This window comes from Nitrospina gracilis 3/211, from assembly GCF_000341545.2.
GTDB lineage: Bacteria > Nitrospinota > Nitrospinia > Nitrospinales > Nitrospinaceae > Nitrospina > Nitrospina gracilis.
This window is the reverse complement of the sequence record NZ_HG422173.1, coordinates 2,976,324-2,993,579: the sequence shown is the minus strand read 5'-3', so window position 1 is coordinate 2,993,579 and position 17,256 is coordinate 2,976,324. Positions and strand designations below refer to the sequence as shown.

Annotated in this window: 21 protein-coding genes, 1 tRNA gene and 4 pseudogenes; 12 read left to right on the top strand and 14 right to left on the bottom strand. The window is 55.3% G+C overall.

All coding sequences use genetic code 11. The features are described from left to right. The first annotated feature begins 137 nt into the window (after positions 1-137). From rplU to obgE, 3 genes are read left to right on the top strand one after another with little or no spacing between them, the layout of a single operon-like run. The gene (gene rplU / locus TX82_RS14385) at positions 138-449 is read left to right on the top strand and encodes a 50S ribosomal protein L21 (protein ID WP_005005845.1); all 312 of its coding nucleotides are present in this window, start codon (positions 138-140) and stop codon (positions 447-449) included. 15 nt (positions 450-464) lie between these two features. Beyond that, positions 465-722, top strand: coding sequence for a 50S ribosomal protein L27 (gene rpmA / locus TX82_RS14380; RefSeq protein ID WP_005005844.1), 258 nt, complete (start codon positions 465-467; stop codon positions 720-722). A 32-nt stretch (positions 723-754) separates the two neighbouring features. Further along, complete coding sequence (gene obgE / locus TX82_RS14375; protein ID WP_005005843.1) at positions 755-1,789, top strand: GTPase ObgE; 1,035 nt, start codon at positions 755-757, stop codon at positions 1,787-1,789. 25 nt (positions 1,790-1,814) lie between these two features. On the opposite strand, the gene TX82_RS14370 is transcribed toward obgE, so the two are convergent. From TX82_RS14370 to TX82_RS17260, 3 genes and pseudogenes are all read right to left on the bottom strand, one after another. Further along, positions 1,815-3,722, bottom strand: a complete 1,908-nt coding sequence (locus TX82_RS14370) for a flagellar basal body-associated FliL family protein (RefSeq protein ID WP_005005842.1) — start codon at positions 3,720-3,722, stop codon at positions 1,815-1,817. Positions 3,723-3,745: 23 nt separating this feature from the next. Then, positions 3,746-4,675, bottom strand: coding sequence for a hypothetical protein (locus tag TX82_RS14365; RefSeq protein WP_244875044.1), 930 nt, complete (start codon positions 4,673-4,675; stop codon positions 3,746-3,748). A gap of 126 nt (positions 4,676-4,801) precedes the next feature. Then, positions 4,802-4,897 (bottom strand): annotated as a pseudogene (locus tag TX82_RS17260) (zinc-ribbon domain-containing protein); the annotation flags it as partial. 376 nt (positions 4,898-5,273) lie between these two features. On the opposite strand from TX82_RS17260, the gene TX82_RS14360 reads away from it, so the two are divergent. Then, positions 5,274-5,837: a lytic transglycosylase domain-containing protein gene (locus TX82_RS14360; RefSeq protein WP_187291982.1), complete on the top strand. Its 564-nt coding sequence runs from the start codon at positions 5,274-5,276 to the stop codon at positions 5,835-5,837. Between the two features lie 167 nt (positions 5,838-6,004). Continuing rightward, positions 6,005-6,388, top strand: a complete 384-nt coding sequence (locus TX82_RS14355; protein ID WP_005005833.1) for a hypothetical protein — start codon at positions 6,005-6,007, stop codon at positions 6,386-6,388. A 169-nt stretch (positions 6,389-6,557) separates the two neighbouring features. Here TX82_RS14355 and TX82_RS14350 read toward each other — a convergent pair whose 3' ends face one another. Next, entirely contained in the window at positions 6,558-6,836 is a 279-nt protein-coding gene (locus TX82_RS14350) for an HU family DNA-binding protein (RefSeq protein ID WP_005005830.1), read from the bottom strand. A gap of 313 nt (positions 6,837-7,149) precedes the next feature. On the opposite strand from TX82_RS14350, the pseudogene def reads away from it, so the two are divergent. Continuing rightward, positions 7,150-7,724: pseudogene (def, locus tag TX82_RS17255) on the top strand (peptide deformylase). Continuing rightward, positions 7,721-8,077: a hypothetical protein gene (locus TX82_RS14340; protein ID WP_005005828.1), complete on the top strand. Its 357-nt coding sequence runs from the start codon at positions 7,721-7,723 to the stop codon at positions 8,075-8,077. The pseudogene def and the gene TX82_RS14340 overlap by 4 nt, the downstream one beginning before the upstream one ends. A gap of 9 nt (positions 8,078-8,086) precedes the next feature. Here the strand turns inward: TX82_RS14340 and TX82_RS14335 are convergent, their stop codons facing one another. Further along, complete coding sequence (locus TX82_RS14335; protein ID WP_005005826.1) at positions 8,087-9,409, bottom strand: MFS transporter; 1,323 nt, start codon at positions 9,407-9,409, stop codon at positions 8,087-8,089. Positions 9,410-9,490: 81 nt separating this feature from the next. Next, on the bottom strand, positions 9,491-10,198 hold the full coding sequence (locus TX82_RS14330) for a cytidylate kinase-like family protein (protein WP_005005824.1): 708 nt from the start codon (positions 10,196-10,198) through the stop codon (positions 9,491-9,493). 289 nt (positions 10,199-10,487) lie between these two features. On the opposite strand from TX82_RS14330, the gene TX82_RS14325 reads away from it, so the two are divergent. The 4 genes from TX82_RS14325 to TX82_RS14310 all read left to right on the top strand — a co-directional run bounded on the left by TX82_RS14325 (position 10,488) and on the right by TX82_RS14310 (position 12,320). Next, entirely contained in the window at positions 10,488-10,844 is a 357-nt protein-coding gene (locus TX82_RS14325; RefSeq protein ID WP_042251390.1) for a hypothetical protein, read from the top strand. A 35-nt stretch (positions 10,845-10,879) separates the two neighbouring features. Then, on the top strand, positions 10,880-11,695 hold the full coding sequence (locus TX82_RS14320) for a sterol desaturase family protein (protein WP_005005816.1): 816 nt from the start codon (positions 10,880-10,882) through the stop codon (positions 11,693-11,695). Positions 11,696-11,816: 121 nt separating this feature from the next. Continuing rightward, the gene (locus tag TX82_RS14315; RefSeq protein WP_005005813.1) at positions 11,817-12,020 is read left to right on the top strand and encodes a hypothetical protein; all 204 of its coding nucleotides are present in this window, start codon (positions 11,817-11,819) and stop codon (positions 12,018-12,020) included. A gap of 75 nt (positions 12,021-12,095) precedes the next feature. Then, a complete protein-coding gene (locus TX82_RS14310) occupies positions 12,096-12,320 on the top strand; it encodes a hypothetical protein (protein WP_005005812.1) in 225 nt (74 codons plus the stop codon). A 49-nt stretch (positions 12,321-12,369) separates the two neighbouring features. On the opposite strand, the gene TX82_RS14305 is transcribed toward TX82_RS14310, so the two are convergent. The 3 genes from TX82_RS14305 to TX82_RS15460 form a co-directional block, all read right to left on the bottom strand. Then, positions 12,370-12,720 (bottom strand): hypothetical protein, encoded by a 351-nt coding sequence (locus TX82_RS14305; protein ID WP_005005805.1) that lies wholly within the window; start codon positions 12,718-12,720, stop codon positions 12,370-12,372. A gap of 149 nt (positions 12,721-12,869) precedes the next feature. Further along, positions 12,870-13,322 (bottom strand): Hsp20/alpha crystallin family protein, encoded by a 453-nt coding sequence (locus TX82_RS14300; RefSeq protein WP_005005804.1) that lies wholly within the window; start codon positions 13,320-13,322, stop codon positions 12,870-12,872. Between the two features lie 244 nt (positions 13,323-13,566). Beyond that, complete coding sequence (locus TX82_RS15460; RefSeq protein ID WP_005005802.1) at positions 13,567-13,917, bottom strand: helix-turn-helix domain-containing protein; 351 nt, start codon at positions 13,915-13,917, stop codon at positions 13,567-13,569. Between the two features lie 256 nt (positions 13,918-14,173). Between TX82_RS15460 and TX82_RS14290 the strand changes: the two genes are divergently transcribed. Further along, complete coding sequence (locus TX82_RS14290; RefSeq protein ID WP_005005791.1) at positions 14,174-14,353, top strand: hypothetical protein; 180 nt, start codon at positions 14,174-14,176, stop codon at positions 14,351-14,353. A gap of 107 nt (positions 14,354-14,460) precedes the next feature. Here the strand turns inward: TX82_RS14290 and TX82_RS14285 are convergent, their stop codons facing one another. From TX82_RS14285 to TX82_RS17280, 5 genes and pseudogenes are all read right to left on the bottom strand, one after another. After that, the gene (locus TX82_RS14285; protein WP_042251387.1) at positions 14,461-15,114 is read right to left on the bottom strand and encodes a M48 family metalloprotease; all 654 of its coding nucleotides are present in this window, start codon (positions 15,112-15,114) and stop codon (positions 14,461-14,463) included. A 255-nt stretch (positions 15,115-15,369) separates the two neighbouring features. Next, positions 15,370-15,446: transfer RNA gene (locus tag TX82_RS14280), tRNA-Ile, on the bottom strand. An 8-nt stretch (positions 15,447-15,454) separates the two neighbouring features. Beyond that, positions 15,455-16,327, bottom strand: coding sequence for an RNA polymerase sigma factor RpoD (rpoD, locus tag TX82_RS16570; protein ID WP_244875043.1), 873 nt, complete (start codon positions 16,325-16,327; stop codon positions 15,455-15,457). A 478-nt stretch (positions 16,328-16,805) separates the two neighbouring features. Further along, positions 16,806-16,995 (bottom strand): annotated as a pseudogene (locus TX82_RS17285) (sigma-70 factor domain-containing protein); the annotation flags it as partial. A 39-nt stretch (positions 16,996-17,034) separates the two neighbouring features. Then, positions 17,035-17,217 (bottom strand): annotated as a pseudogene (locus TX82_RS17280) (RNA polymerase sigma factor region1.1 domain-containing protein); the annotation flags it as partial. Positions 17,218-17,256: the final 39 nt, after the last annotated feature.

Here is a 17,256-nt window from a genome sequence, read left to right as displayed (position 1 = left end):
AAATAATTTTGGGAAGGCCCCGGTCCGGTTGACTTGGAGGGGGGTTTTCGGTATATTCTTTCTTTCGTTTCCGGCTCGCAGGAAAGCATCTCTCACCAGCCAAACCGGTCCCAGACAGGTTCATTGGAGTTATTGGAATGTACGCGGTACTCAAAACAGGCGGAAAGCAGTACAAGGTTGCCGAAGGCGACGTCATCCAGGTGGAAAAAGTGGAAGGCAACGTCGGCGATACAGTCACTCTGGACCAGGTTCTTCTGGTCGGTGCGGATGAGGACATCCAGGTAGGCAGTCCTCTTGTCTCCGGCAGTGCGGTGACAGCCGAGATCGTGGAGCAGTTCAAGGACAAAAAGATTCTGGTATTCAAGAAGCGACGCCGCAAGAACTACCGCCGGAAAAACGGACACCGCCAGATGGTGACCCGCCTCAAGATCACCGGCATTTCCAAGTAAGGCGAAGGAGACGTCATGGCACACAAAAAAGGACAGGGCAGTACTTCGAACGGCCGAGACAGCATTGGCAAGCGGCTGGGTGTGAAGCGGTTCGCCGGGCAAACCGTTAAAGCGGGCGAGATCATCGTGCGCCAGCGCGGCACGACCATCCATGCCGGTACCAACGTCGGTGTGGGCAACGACTACACGCTGTTCGCCAAAGAGCCGGGCGTCGTGAAGTTCGAGTGGCTGAGCCGCACCAAGAAAAAAGTCAGCATTTATCCCGCCAACTGAGGCGCTCCCTATAAGGGGATGCGTTTCCATACATGTTTGTCGATCAGGTCAAGATCACCGTCCGCGCGGGCAAAGGCGGCGACGGCTGTTGCAGTTTCCGCCGTGAGAAGTACATTCCCAAGGGCGGACCCGACGGCGGCGACGGCGGCCGCGGCGGCGATGTTGTTCTGCAGGCCGTTTCCAACCTCACCACTCTTCTCGACCTCCGTTACCAGCAACTTTACCGCGCCGAAAATGGCCGCCCTGGAAGCGGCAATCTCAAAACCGGAAAAAGCGGTGAGACCTGCGTCATCCGTGTCCCCCAGGGCACGATCGTCAAGGACTACGATACGGGAAATGTGCTGGCGGACCTGACCGAAGAATTCCAGGAATACCTCGCCGCCAAGGGCGGCCGCGGCGGGTTCGGCAACGACCACTACAAATCCTCCACCAACCGCGCTCCACGCCGGGCCGATTCGGGAAAGCCGGGTGACTCGCGCGTCCTGCTGGTGGAACTGAAACTGCTTGCCGATGTCGGCATCATCGGGTTTCCCAATGCCGGCAAGTCCACGCTTATCTCCAAAATCTCCAACGCACGGCCAAAGGTTGCCGACTACCCCTTCACCACGCTCACACCCAACCTCGGACTGGTGCGTGTGGACGAATACCAGTCGTTTGTCGCTGCGGACATTCCCGGCCTCATCGAAGGCGCGCACGAGGGCAAGGGACTGGGCACCCGCTTTCTCAAACACACCGAACGCACCCGCGTTATCTTGCACATGCTGGACTTCTCCGCACTGTCTGATCGCGATCCAATCGAGGATTATGAAATCATTCAGAAAGAGTTGAAGGCGTTCAGCGAGGAGTTGTACGAAAAGCCGCAGATCCTGGTGGCGAGCAAGATCGACCACCCGGAAGCGGAGGATAAATTCGAACGTTACCGCGAGCGCCTGAAGGTCATCAATCCCAGGCTGTTGGCGGTGTCCTCAGTGACAGGGAAAGGCATCAGCGATCTGATCCACCAGACCTATCAACTATTGCAGGAGCACGTGCCGCCTCCGGACATTGCCCCCCGGAGGGCCAGGTAAGGAAGATTGGGCGGAAGAAAACTGATTACTGGATAGCGAAGTCGGTGAAGTTGGCTTTGCGGATTTTCCCGTTTTCGATGTTCTTGTTGAACGCTTCCTGCAGCCTGTCGCGCAGTTTTTCCTTGGCGTACACCACATCGGTATAGAACCGCTGTTTGAAAAACCGCTCCACCGTCGAAACCATCACGTTCTCGTAAACGGGCAGGGCCTTGCGAACAACCTCCGCGCTGTCCGGCGTGTCCATTTCAATCTCCAGACGGAAACTCAATACGCGGATGTCCGTGGTGTTATAAGCAACGGGCAGAATCGTGTTGAAGGCCACGATGGTGGCATTGGGATCAATGAACTGCGCGAGTTCTTCTTCCTGCTTCACCGCCTGCTCGATTTCCTGTTGGGATTCCTGAAGGATATCGGATTGTTCCAGTTCCTTCAAAAGTTCATTGTCCTCGGAAGGCTCCAGCAATTGTGCCGCCTCATCCAGTGCGTTGCCGGGTTTGGTTTCGGGGTCCTTCACCACCGGCTCGATTTCCCGCCCGGTCTTGGGTTCGGGAATCCGGGTGTCTCCCATCAATTGATCGATGTCCAGTGCTTTTTCCTCCCCGGACTCCGTAAGCAGGTCCTGCACCTCGGGATTGATGGTGGGGGAAGTTTGAGTGCTTTGGGTTTCATGAGGAACCATGTCTTCAGGAATTTCACCATCTGCCACCATGGAGTCGGTCAACTCCTCCGGAGTGAAGGTTTGCATGAGGAAATACCCTGTCCCGGCAAGCAGAAGAAGGACTGCCACGACCGATGCGGCGACCAGGCCGCCTTTGCGGCCCTGATGGGTTGAGAACAGACCGGGTTTTTTCTCCCTGAAAGCAAGGTCGTAATCTTCGTCCTCATCATAGTCTTCGTAAGCCGACTCGTTGACGCCTTCAAACCCTTCCTCCTCGTGCGCCACGTCATCGTCATATTCCCTGCCAATGACCACCGGGCGGGCATCGTCGTCATACTCGTCCAGATCTTCTTCCTCGCTGAAATCCCCTACATCTGAAAACGGGTCGTCGTTGGTGACCGCCATGGCGTTTTCCTCTTCACTCTCATCCATGTTGGGAAACTCGCGTTCCCACATTTCCTCCCGCGTCAACCCATCGTCTTCCTCGGAAGCATCCAGCGACTCCGCCCAGCTGGAATCCGATACGTTTTTCATCGGCGATGGGGTACCTGCATCCTGTTTTCCAAGGGACGCGATGTCCAGCTCTCCTTTTTGACTGAAGAAGGCGGCGGTGAAGTCGTCCGGTTCCTCGTTCGATGTGGCGGAAGTGTAATCCAGGCCGGGTGAAGGGTCCGAAGGCAAGTCGTCCAAGCCCATTTTACCCAGGTCATCGAACATGGCGGATTCCTTGGCCGCAGGCTTCGATTCCCCGGTTACCCGATCTCCGGAAAAAAAATCACCTCCAAGATTCTCCAAGGCGCTGAACCCGGGATGCAGGGGTTTGGGAGGGGTCTCGGATTCGGCTTCTTCCTCCGGAGGGGGTGCCGTTTCTTTTCCTGAGGCGGCGGTTTTCGTTTCAGGCATCGTTCCGGTTTCGCCCTGGGTTTCCGGGAACAAATCGGTAAAGGAATCATTGGGAGCCGGCGGGACGGGGTCCAGGGTCGCTTCTGCATCCGCCCGCGCAAACTCTTCGTCCAGGCCAATGACTTCCTTTTCCTGGTCGGCGAACTCTTCATCCAGCCCGATAACGTCCAGATCGTCGTCCACCATATTGGTTTCTTCCGGTTCCCCGTGGGACGCGGTCAACTCCTCCACGGTAGTGAGGACTTCGGGCTCCACGCTGGGTTCGGGTTCCGGTCGGGTTTCCTGTTCCTGAAGGGATGCGACATCCGGTTCTTTTTCCTCTTGTTCCTCGAAAGCTTCGCCCTGTAATTTTTGTCTTTCCAACTCCAGCATCAGGCGCTGTTCTTCCAGTTGCTTCAGTTTGGACTCCGCCTTCTGACTTTTGAGTTTTTTCTTTGTTCCTCCAGTGCCTCGAGTTCGGATTCCAGGTCTTCATAAGATTTGGACGGCTCCGGAGCGGTCCCGGTCGTCATTCCTTCCGGCTCGGACGACACCTCCTCAGGCTGGTCTGAGGGGATTTCCCTGGGCGGCGGGGAAGGAACGGGTTCCGGTTCTGGAGGGACCTCGTCCGGCCTTTCTGGAGGGACTTCCTCCGGTGGAGAAGGCTCCTGGGCCCCGGGCCTGTCAGCGTCATCCAGCAAGTCCGTGTCAGCGGAGGATTCCATTTCGCTTTCGGCCGCCGCCTTTTCCCACTGGTCGTCTTCGGGTGCCATTTCCGCAAACATTTCGGCCCAGGCATCGGTATCATCGACCTCTTCTTCCAGCGCTTCCGGTTCTGCGGCTTCCTCTTCCGGTTCCGCATTGAGGGCGGCGGGTTGTGTCGTTTCATCCGCAAAAGCCTCGGCCCACAATTCCGGATCCTCAAAGGGAGCGTCGGAAGCCTCTTCTTCCGGAGGAGCTTCGGGCTCCGCTTCTCCGGATATTGCGTCTACCCAGATTTCAGGGTCAACCAGATCCTCGGGTGCCTTGGCAATCGTTTCAACGGGTTCCGGATTCTCCGGCATTGCGTCGTTGCCGGTTTCCTCGGAAGATTCGGTTGAGGAATCCCCGTTTTTGGCAAACTCTTCCGCGTGCTGGGCGGCTTCTGCGAGTTCCTCCTCTTCCAGCGCTTTTGCCGAGTCCGCTACCTGATCCCAGTCTTTGGTGTTGGGAATGGCTTTCAGGTCTTCGGCACGCGCGATCACTTCCTCCGGCAGGTCGGGATCGATCGGTTCATCTCCCAGGCCCAGCATGTCGCCTGATGTTTCTTCTATTTTTGATTCCGACGTTTCTTCATTGTCTGACACAACCGGAGGTGCACCGTGGCTTTTTTGCGAGTCGGGGGAGGCACTTTCCCCACCGGTTCGAGGTTGGGTGGGCGGCTGCGGCTTTGTCAAAGATGGGGCCGCTTTTTTCTTGATGCGGAACGGATGGTGGCAGACCGCACATTTAAGCTCGATGCCCTGTTCGCCCAAGGGAGGGAGGGCGACCTCATAATTCGCGCGGCATTTCGGACATACGATCTTCATAAATTCTTGTTTAACAAGGTTTAACTTCCATTATAGGGAAAGCCAAGCGAGGGGCCAGTTTATATCGGCAAAATCCCTATAAGTCCCAATTTGACAAGGGTTTTAATTAAATATATAATCCTTTTCCAGCCGCGGCCAACATGATTTTTTCATGGGCTGGGTTGTTTGGGCTTTGAATGACGGAGGTCGCGGCTCCGATGCCACTCCGGGACCGCCACATTCCACCTATTTTCCAATCAGCAATAATTCATGTCAAAACCTGAATCTGTTGCGCTGATTTGCACCTTGCATGAAGGCACTATCTAAACAGAGCAGTCTTTTATCGTTGGTTCTCCTGTTAACCCTTTTCGGTTTTTTTCCTGAGAAATCAAGGGCTGTGAAGGGAATTTCTGCGGAATCGCGGTACATGATGAAGCTGGACAAGCAGACGTTCCGGGATCTGTACCTGAAGGCTCGGTTCGATGCCATCCGGCAGGAGCGGCGCATCAGAAACCGGATACACGAGGTGATCCGCAAATACAATTCCGGCCTCGACAGGAAAGGAATGCGGAGCATATCCAACCGTATTTTCAGTGAAAGCCGGAAATACGGTCACGATCCCCTGCTTTTGACGGCCCTCATCGTTACGGAAAGCTCGTTCAATCAGAAAGCGAAGTCGCACAAAGGGGCCCTGGGTTTGATGCAGATCCGTCCCGCAACGGGCTCGGCACTGGCGACAGAAGCGCAAATGGCGTGGAAGGGTAACTTCACGCTGTTCAACCCGGATACGAACATTGCGCTCGGTGCGATGTACCTCGACAAACTTCAGAAACGGTTCCAGGACCTGGATTTGGCTCTGGAGGCTTACAACCACGGGCCTTCACGGCTTTCCCGCTACCTGCGCCAGGGCAAAAACCCAAAAAGTATTCCCGCAAGGTCATCCGGATGTATGGCCAGTTGAGGTCAAAAACCACTTGATCCCTTCCTTCATTGCCTCTGCCTCCCATTCCGGGTTGGAAATCGCCCTGCCTGTTTGAGTACAATGAATCGGTGATGAAACGAATTGCGAGACAACCATCCGATTGGGCCGCAAGCCGGACCTCACCCGTTTTCCGCCGGCGGAGGTGGATGGGGGTCTTGTGCGGGGTGGCTCTTCTGGCTGGTGCGGGATGTTACACCATGCAGATTGAGCGGGCGTTCCAAGGGGAATTTGCCTCCTTTGAGAACAACCGCATCATCAATGAATACTGCGTGAGCTGTCATCTGCACAGAGATTTCAATTCCAGTTCGCATGTGGAGGAAGTCTCGCTGAGCTACCAACGAAAAGTATTCCGTTACGCCACCGAGTGCCGGGTCTGTCACTACCTGGAAAAGCACTGGTACCTGAACGATTTTCTGCGGAAAACGCGCCGCCCCAAAGACGCCAACAAGGGGGTTTACACCGCGTTCGAACGCGAGTTTCTGGAATCGCAGAAAACCTCACCCTTACCCCACGACGATTCCACTTCCTGACATTTTCCTGACATTCCTGCGGCTTGGACCGGTTTCGGGGCGGGGCATGAACGCCTTTGTTTATCTGCTTTTAATGGCGAATCGGTACGAGCATCGAGGGATCCTGAAGGCACAAAAAAACCGCCCGTAACCCGGGCGGTTTTTCCGCGAATTCGATCTGGTTGGGATGTTAGAGGGAATTCTTCATGTTCGGTGCGGGTTTGAAGCCGACCGTTTTGCTTGCCTTGATTTTGATTTCTTCACCGGTCTGCGGGTTCCGGCCTTTGCGGGCTTTCCGGGTTCTTACGGTGAAAGTTCCAAATCCAGGATAAGCAAAACGCTTGTCTTTTTTGATCGCCTTGGCGATGACATCGAAGGTTGCATCGACAACATCTCCGGCCAATCGTTTGCTGAGATTCGAATCTTTTACGTTTTTGGTTACGCTGGCGATGAGCTCATCTTTAGTCAATGGATCATCCCTCCTTTCGAGATTTTTTTGAGACAGGACCTTCAAGATAAGGTGAGTATGGTGTAGGACATCAAGCGGGTGTCATTATAAAAAATGGGGTTTAAATGTCAAACAAAAAATCGGAAGCAATACCCTTTTCGCTCCCATAAATAAAGGCCGATACGGGGTACGCCTGTTTTTGCGTACGGAATTATAAAAGGTTTGGAATGAGGGAAAGCAAAAATTATCGCAACGAATTTCATTTTTGATTGGACTCGTTCTTCATCAGAGATACAATAATAAAATTAAATCCAAATTGATTAGGAGTGCGGATGTGGCGGTGTTACCCATAGCGTATCTGGGTCATCCGGTGTTGCGACGCGTGGCAGATCCTGTGGGTCTCGAGCAATTGACGGCACCCGGAGACAACGAACTGCAAAAGTTCATCGATGACATGATCGAAACCATGCACGATGAAGGCGGTGTGGGCATTGCTGCTCCCCAGGTTCAGCGTTCATTGCAGATCATTGTGGTGGAGTACCAGGGCAACGAACGTTACCCGGATGGGGCCGAAATACCTCTTGAGGTTTACGTCAACCCGGTGATCACCTGGGTCAGTGAAGAGAAAAAGAGTTCTGGGAAGGATGCCTGAGCGTCAAGGATTTGCGCGGGTTGGTGAGACGTCCTTCTGCCTGCACCATGGAAGCCTACACCCGCCGGGGTGAAAGGGTGGTGGTGAAGGCGGACGGGTTTCTCGCCGTGGTGCTGCAGCATGAGATCGATCACCTGAACGGCAAGGTATTCCTGGACCGCATGGAGGACCTCACTCAGCTTTCCTACGAAAAAGAGTTCATGACCTACTGGGTGAAATCCGCAGAAGAAAACACCGAACCCCAGCAAACCGTATGAGCTGGCACGACACATTGGAGCAGGAGATCCTACACCTGTACCAGGAGCCGGTCATTGGCTCCGGTTACAGCAACACCTACGGTGAAGCCAACCTCGTCAATCTGGTGACCAAGTTCCGGAGTCTGGAATCGGAACAGATGGAGTACATGAAATCCATGGTGGTCACGTTCTCGCAGTCGGACGACCTCGCTTCCAGTTACGTCTCCGTCGGCGTCCTGCACGCGCTCGGCATGCACGACCATGTGGAAAATGCGTACCAGTGGGCGGAAGGGCGTGACGACAGCCATATGTTCACCAGCCACTTCGATATCGGCAAATCCCTCGCCGAACACTTCGTGATCAATCCCCCCTGATCGATCGCTTCAATAATTTGACGGCGGCAGTTTGGAATCGCTCGGTTCCACCGGGCAGATCGAGTCCACGGCCTTCTTTTTCTCGGCCCGCCGGCGGACCAGCAGAAACAATCCCCAGCAGGTTCCCGGCAGTGCGAATGCCGCGGCCAGCCCCCTAGACACCTCGCTCAATGTCCACCCCAGGTGGTCGATGGAATACCCGACCCACCAGTTGCTGAGTCCCATGACCAGGGTGAGCATTGCCATCTCCGTGCTGAACACACGGCCGAGAAACCGGTCCTCCGCTTCCAGATGGATGAGCGCCGAGCTGAACACCCAGATGATGGAGCCAAAAAACGTAACGAGCCCGATACTCACCGCCGCCGTCCCCAGAGTGAACGACCGGGACAGAAAATAAAAGCCGATTCCGCTGATGAAGAAAGCGGAAAAAATCGACAGTTGCAGGACGCGCGTGGAATCTCCGAAAAACCGTTTCACGAGGACCGGCCCGAGTGCCGCGCCCAGTCCGCGTGCGGAATACATCAACCCCGTGGCCATGGAAATGGCGGCTTCGGTCGAGAACAGGGTGTTGGCGTAAAGCGGAATGAGGGTCATCAACCCGCCGCCCAGCGCCAGGCCGGATTTCAAAAGGGAAAGCACGCCGACCACCGGCCGGCGCACGAGGTACTTCATGCCCTCCACCCATCCGTTCTCTTTTTTCGTGCGTGGGGTTCCATCCTCTGTGCGTGCGGCGGCTTTGGCCGGGAGATCGATGCGCGAGACGAAAAACGCGGATACGAGGAAGGTGAGGGCATCGACGACGAAGGCGGCTTTGATGCCGAACAGGCTGACCACGCCGCCTCCCAGGGCCGCTCCCAGAGCCAGCATCACCGACCATGTGGAACCGCTCAACGCGTTCGCCGTCACCAGTTCCTCGCGGGTGCATAGGGAAGGGATCACCGCGCTGCGTGCCGGTTCGAAAAATCCCGCCAGAGCGATCTCCACCACCGCCAGCGTGTACAGCAACCACAAGTCGTTCTGGTCTTCCACCAGCAGAAAACCCAGTACCACCACGAAGCGAAAAACGTCGGAGGCCATCATGATGGCTCGCCGGTCCATGCGGTCGATCAACACACCGGCGATGGGGCTTACGAAAAAAATCGGCAGGAGTTTGGCCATCATCACCGTCGCCATGGCCATGCCGGTGCCACCGACGTTCAGTACCAGCGCGAAGATGGCGATGCTGTTCAGCCAGTCGCCAAGTTCGGAGACCACCTGCGCGTACCACAGGTTGCGAAACGGGCGGTTGGATTTGAGAAGCCGGACGTACCCGGCCGAACGGTCGGTGGCCATGGTCGCGGTTTCAGAAGAAAACGGGTCGGGTGAATAAACGGACCGCGTGCTGCGTGTTCCGGGATGGAGCGGCTGAATGGTTTACCACCCGGTTGATGTCTTGATCTCCATCACGCGTGCCACCAGCTGGCACACCATGTCCGCGGGAATCGTCCGCGTGTTGAGTGACAGGTCGAAATGCGATGCGTCCTCGATGTCCTGCTTGAAATGGTGCTGGATGAACTCCTGGCGTTCCCGGTCGATTCGCCGGACCAGGAGTTCCGCCTCCATCTGTGACATATTTTTCAGGCGCGCAATGTGCTCTGCGCGGTAAGCAAAAGGCGCCGTGAGCTTCACGAACACGCCATGCGGTTTGTCGGCGAGGATGTAGTGTGCGCCACGACCGACGAAAATTGCGCTTTCGTGAGTGACGATCACTTTCATCAGTTTGGACAGCTTGACCAGGTATTCGTCCGGACGCAACGCTCCAGATGAGATGAGGTAATGAACCCATTGGTCCAACTGGTTGGCGTGGTGTTCGTCGAGGGTTTCGATGAAGCTGCGGTTCAGGGCGTCCCGGCTGGCGATGTGGTCCAGCAGGTTGCGGCCGTAAACCTTCCACTGGAATTTTTTTTCGAAGAGGGGAATCAGTTTTTCTTCCAGGCATCCGTAGTCCCGTGAAATGGCGATGAAAGGATAGGCTCCGATGCCCGGTTCCTTCCCGGACCGGCCGCTTTTTTTGGCTTCCCATTCCTGAATTTTGTCTTCAATGATTTTTTCCGCTATAGACTCCGGCAGGGTTGCAGACATGATTCCCTCCTTAAAGTTGAAGGGTGCCCGATGGTTTCGATTCCACAAATAATATAGGGTATCCCCTGACATTCCTCAAACATATTTGCCGGAAAATCACCGGATTCTCCGAAAGAACCTGCCGGAAATTCCGTGAATGCGATAAAATAATAATTCATAATGGACTTCATTTTTAATCATTCACTATCGACCGCGACCTATGGATCAAACCCCGCACGAACTTGATGACAAGCTCGACCGACTTGTTGGCAAAATCTCCTTATGGACATCCCTTTTTCTGGCTACAGCCATGACCGTCTGGTATGCCATGGCCAACCCACCGGACAGTGACGAACTTAAACGCATGCGCCTGTTCTTCAAGGAAAATGCAATCAAGGTCGGCGAGTTCCTTCGCATGCCTCACGATGAAAAAATAAAGGAAGTGAAAAAGGCGCAGCACCCGTTTTACCAATCCTATATGAAGGCCTCGGAGGTGGAGAAAGGAAAGATCCGCAAAATCTACCACGAGTCCATCGACTACACTCCTTACCAGTACTGGTTCAATTTATTCGGACTGTGGATGATCGCTTTTTCCGGATTCTGGTTTATCGGACTCATGATTCAGGGGGTGGTCAACCTCGTTCGCCAGCAGAAACCTCCATTGTGATGCATTGAGAGAGCCTGCGCCCAAAGGGGCTTACCATGAACGTCGACCAGATCCGTTTTGCTGTTTTTCTGGGAGTATTTGTGCTTCTGCTGGGGCTGGAGCGGCTGATCCCGCGTCACCCGACAGTGGATTCCAAGCTGAGGCGGCTGGGCATCAATCTGGGCCTCACCGGGGTCAACATCGTTCTGGTGAAGCTGTTTCTCAGCACCGCCGCCGTGGGTGCGGCCGCCTTTGCCGCTGAACGCGGGTGGGGGCTGTTCAATTATCTGGACTGGCCCGTGTGGATCGAGGTCGTCCTCGCCGTCGTGTTCTTCGATTTCATGATCTACCTGCAACACGTGGTGGTGCACATGATTCCGTTTTTCTGGCGATTCCACATCGTGCACCATTCTGACCTGGATCTGGACGTGTCCTCCGCTTTACGGTTTCATCCAGTCGAGATACTGGGGTCGATGCTGTTCAAAATGGGACTGGTGCTTGCGATCGGGCCGTCGGTGCTTGCGGTGATCATTTTTGAAGCGGTGCTGAACGGCATGGCGCAGTTCACGCATTCCAATATTTACATTCCGGAGCGGGTGGACCGTGTGCTTCGCCGCCTGATTGTGACGCCGGACATGCACCGCATCCACCATTCCGAAGTGGTGCGCGAGACCAACTCCAACTACGGGTTCAACCTGTCCATCTGGGACCGCATGCTGGGGACGTACCTTGCCGATGCGCAAAAGACCCAGCCCGAGATCGTGATCGGCGTGCCGCAGTACAAGCTGCCGGAGCAGTTGACCTTCGGCCGGGTGGTGATGCTCCCGCTGCAAGCCGGGCCCCAGGGGACGCCGCCCCGGCCCGCGGCATGATATGCAATGCCTGAACGGGCAAAAAATATCTAGTCCGGGGCTGGTTGCAGGCTTGATGACGGGACTGGGCCTGTGTCAGAATTTTCCCCATTCACCCATTCATTCTTGATAGAATCTGCCAATGTCCGCCAGGTATTACTGGATCAGTTTTATCGTTGTGCTGGTGCTGACGGTTGCCATCAGCTGGCTTCGTCAGACCCGCACGAAGAAAGAATTTTTCACCATCATGGCCGCCGTGGCCGCGGGCCTCGTCGTCATCGGCCTGCTGATTGCGGGACTGGCTAAGCTGCTGGAAGCGCTTGGTATTGCGCAATCCGGATTTTAATGTTGAAAAGAAACGCGCCTGGCCGCGTGGTGGGAAGAAAGGTTTTCAAACGGTCATGAATTACGGAGTGGAAGCATGAGCACGAGCAATATGGAATTCAGCCCCATCATGTTCATTATCATGGGAATTGCATTTGTGTTCATTTCCTACTTCATGGGGATGATGATCCATTCCGCCTGGATGTACGAAGACTCACCCAAGTTGCCTCGCAACAGCAAGAAGGCCTGGATCCTCTGCATGGCTGCAGGGGCGGGGGTGACGGGCTGGATGTTCGCTTACGGGTATTATGTGAATTTCTAGGCAGGTCACGCCAAAACGGGGAAGGGCTCGTCCGGCCCCCGAATCCAATTCAACTCGCCAGAATATCGATCAGCCGCTCGCACTCGTTTTTGTATTCCTGGATGTCCTGTTTCTCCTGCTCGTCCAGGTCGTCCGTCATGTTTTCTTCCAGCAGTTCGATGGCGTCGTTCAGGCCGCCGGCGGCGATGTCCAATTCATGCTCCACCAGTGCGTAAATGGAAGGGTTGGCGCGCAGTTTGTCATAAACGCGGGTGTACTTCGCCTTGTACTCCATGATGTCCCGCTTTTTCTTTTCCGGCAGGTCGGTTTTCAGTTCCATGTTGATATCGGAGATAGCGTCGTTCAAGGCCATCTTGATGGTTTCGATATCCTTTGCATTGATGGATGCCAGCGATTTCATTCGGTTCCTTCCATTCTAATTTTTGTGGGGTTCGCAATGGGGCAGGAAGGTGACCCGTGGGGCCCCGTTTCCTGACTTCATTATATGAAGAAAACCGGCGAAAAAAAAGCCCGCGTTTCCTCAGGAAACGCGGGCTCTGGTTGGGGAGGTTACGCGTTGTTGACCTTGATCTGCACGGAGCGCGGCTTCATTTCTTCCCTTTTCGGAAGAATGACGGTCAACATGCCGTTCTCCAGGGTGGCCTCGACGTTTTCAGGGTCGATGCCGTCACCCAGGGTGAAGGAACGTTCAAACTTGGTGTGGCTGAACTCCCTCAGGTGATACTTTTCGCTTTCGGACTTGGATTCCGATTCACGGCTGCCCTTGACGGTCAGGCGTCCGTCATGGATACCGATATCGACCTCATCCTGTTTCCAGCCGGGAACGGCCGCGGTCAGGATGTAGCGGTCTTCTTTTTCCTCAATATTACAGCGCAGGGATTCCTGCATCTTGGAAACCGGCTCCCACAGCGGGGCCCACGGGCTCACCCGGCCGAAAAAGTCGGCATCCTCAAAAAACTTGTCCATGTAGGTTTTGGGAGTGTAATTCACAATCTTGCTCATGTTCTTCCTCCAAAGGATACGGGTTCACGCATTGCTTGGGTCCAGAATGGAGGATTCGGTACCGAACCTTGTCTCTCAACCTTCTGTTCAATAAATAAGATGTTCCGCGAGGGTGTCAAGGCGGTGGCGATTTTTTTTGTGAGAGCCGATACGGGCTTAAAAATTAAGTGGTTTCGGCAAGAAATCGTTTCAGTAGAGGATGGAAAAGAAGGACGGGGTCCTTTTTGCAGGGGCTATGTGGGGGTCACTTGCTTTCCCGGGCTTCTCGATAGACGCTTTCGACGGTCTCTTTCAACCGCGTGCGGCCGGCATCGGAGCCGTGGAGCAGAGCCCACCAGAAACGGTCCATCAATTGCTGGATCTCCGCCGGGTTCATTCCCGGCACCAGCCGCTTCGGCTCATGACCTTCCATGATCCATTCGTAGCGCAGGTTGTAGTGGCGGCTTACCTTTTCCGCCCAGCCGGTGGGAAAGCGTCCCCGCTTTTTCGCGCCGGATACGGAACTCTCCCGGATTCCCAGGAAACAGGCCAGCTCCTCCTGCGTCTGCAAATCAGTTTCCAGACGGATGCGGTTGAACGCGTCAGTGAATCCCATGCGTCGAATCGGTGATGTTTCAGGTCTTATAAATAGCTGTTTTTATTTGTGTTTAAATTGTAGTGAATCCCGGGTTCCATCAAAACTCAGTTGCCTCCACCTGATTTTTTATAGGATGAAGCTATAAAAATTCACCCCTCATGGAGCCCGTTTTTGGTTGTACGTAAATGTTTGTTGCGGCGCTCCCCCAAACAACTAATATTGATAGTGGAGATTCTTGAACCCTGTATTTGCCCGGACCGGGCGGAGGTGCCAGATGGTGAAACGAGGGAGCCGTTTGCTGTTGTGCGTGTTGCTGGTCTTCATCTTGGGAATGGGTTGCTCCACGGTAGCCCCGAACCATGTGGCCCCCTCCCAATCGAGTGAATACAGCAACGGGGATAAAAACCTGTACAAAAACCCCGAATACGAGCACAACGAACATCGTATGGATTGATGACGAGTGGGCGTGCCGGCTCACTTGAAACGAATCTGCAATGAACGAAAGAGGCCGGTTCCCCCCGGCCTCTTTTGTTTTTTGCTCTCTTGGTCTGCACGGGTCCTCTACCCACTCGGTTGAACTTTCGACTGTTCGCCCATCGCCTCGATGCGCGCGATGCGCTCGGCGAACGACGGGTGGCTGGCGGATTCCGTCTGCGGCGCGTCATTGAGGTGTGTCTGCATCCATCTTAGAAAGTCCACATACTCCGCTTTGCCCAGCCCCAGTTTTTGCAGGTAGCACACGGCCAGCCGGTCGGCCTCGAATTCATGTTCGCGGCTCATGGCGGCAACTTCGGGATCGATCCCGCCCGGCACCTGGCGCGCGCTGTTTTTGTATTGATCGTGATCGAACAGCGACTTGAACCACTGCATGTAGGTCTTCGTCGCTTTCTCTACAAAGTGATCGGCCTCGATGTGCGCCATCTCGTGCGCGGCGACGCTCAACAGGTGTGGCTCGCCTGCGCGGTTCAGCGCATCGAGCAGGTCTTCAGTGATGTGCACGCGGTGGTCGAACGTGGTCCACGCGTTGGACAGCCGGTCCTTATAGACCACCCCTTCGAATTCCTCGCCGGGAAAGTTTTTGGAGGCGATGTGGTCGATGCTCTCCTGCCAGCGGTTTTGCCCGGAGCAGGCGCTGGGTTCGCAGGGCAACTGTGCCATTTGCGTGGCGCAGGCGGATTGCAACATCAGCAGGATCAACAGCAGGCTTCGTTTCATCACACGATTCAGGTTCATCCGGTCACTCGGAAAATGGATCAAGATGGGAATGAGCTTTGCAATCGGGCCCCGTTTTAACTGCCTTCAATATGGCGGCGGCCTGAGAGGGTTTTATGTGGGGATTGTGAGGTTTTCGTTTGGCGTGAAAAAAGGAGAAGGCGGGTCTCCGGCGGAAGGCGGGTAAAAGGCATGAAAAAAGCCCGGGTGCGCGCGGCGCCCGGGCCTTCTTGACTGGATAAAAATCTGTAACGTATGTGGTGGGCCCACCAGGATTCGAACCTGGGACCATCCGGTTATGAGCCGGGGGCTCTGACCAACTGAGCTATGGGCCCGAAAGTGGTCAGCCCTCTATGAAACTGCGCAGTTTCTTGGACCGGCTGGGGTGGCGGAGCTTGCGCAGGGCTTTGGCTTCGATCTGCCGGATGCGCTCGCGCGTGACGGCGAAGTCCTGGCCCACCTCTTCGAGGGTGTGCTCGGAGTCGAGGCCGATGCCGAACCGCTTGCGCAGAACCTTTTCCTCGCGGCTGGCCAGCGTGCCCAGCACCTTGAGCGTCTGCTCCTTGAGGTTCTTCTTCACCACCGAGTCGATGGGCGAGAGCACTTTCTTGTCTTCGATGAAATCGCCCAGGTGGCTGTTCTCTTCTTCGCCGATCGGGGTTTCGAGCGAGATCGGCTCCTTGGCGATCTTGAGCACCTTGCGCACCTTGTCCACTGGCAGGCTCATCTTCTCCGCGATCTCTTCCGGCGTCGGTTCGCGTCCCAACTCCTGCACGAGGTGGCGGGACACGCGGATGAGCTTGTTGATGGTTTCGATCATGTGCACCGGGATGCGGATGGTGCGGGCCTGGTCGGCGATGGCGCGGGTGATGGCCTGGCGGATCCACCACGTGGCGTAGGTGCTGAACTTGTAACCGCGCCGGTACTCGAACTTGTCCACCGCTTTCATGAGGCCGATGTTGCCTTCCTGGATGAGGTCGAGGAACTGCAGGCCGCGGTTGGTGTATTTCTTGGCGATGCTGACGACCAACCGCAGGTTGGCTTCGGCCAGTTCGCGCTTGGCGGTTTTGTCCTTCACCCGGCCGCGGGCGATGGTGCGTACCGTGGCGAGCAGCTGGTCCTTCGAGGTGTTGGTTTCCTTTTCGATTTTCTTGATCTTGCGGCGGCACGCCTGTGCGACTTTCATGTGCTTGTCGTACTGCGCGCGGGTGACCACCTTGTTGGACGGCAGCTTGACGCTTTTCTGCTTGGCCCAGTTCTTGGCCAGTTTTTTACCTCCGCCAGTGACATGCCGAGTTCTTTCTCGATCATGCGCTCCTGCTTGCCCGCTTCACGGAACCGTGCGGCGATCTCGTAAATCCTTTCGATGATGCCGTCCATCACATCACTGTTCAGGTTGAGGTCCAGCACCATGTCCTCAAGCTTTTTCTGTTGTTCGTCCAGTTCCTTCTCCACCTTCTCGCGCATCTTTTCGGACAGCTTGGTCTCACAGCGCTCACGCAGGCGAAACACCTTCTTTTCCTGCGTCAGCAGGTTGCGGATGGCTTTTTGCAGGCGCTTGATCTCTTCTTTTTCATCGATTTCCTTTTTCTCGTCCGGTTCCCCCTGGTTGATGACCTCGAACACGTTAATGAGGCCTTCCTTGATGGACTCGCCGAGGCAGACGATTTCGTAGATCGTCACCGAGCAGTTGGCTACGGCGGAGAGCACTTCGTTTTGGCCATCCTCGATACGCTTGGCGATCTCGACCTCACCCTCCCGGGTGAGAAGGGAGATCGTCCCCATTTCCCGCAGGTACATGCGGACCGGGTCGTCGATGCTCACTGTATCGGTTTTGGTGTCGGTAATGGTCTCCTCAACCACTGCCTCCTCCTTTTCTGACTCGTCTTCTTCGTCCGTGTTCTTGTCCTCTTTCATGGCCGAATCGACAATATCGATTTCGTTTTCGCCGAACAGATGCATCAGGTCGTCGATTTGATCCGGTGCCACGAGATGCGACGGCAAAACATCATTCACCTCTTCATAGGTGAGGTAACCCTTTTCCTTGCCCAATGAAATGAGCTGATTGATTTCCGAAACATCTGCCACTTTATCCGCATTCGACATGAGGTCCGACTCTCCTGTGTTATGAATTCCAACGGTTTC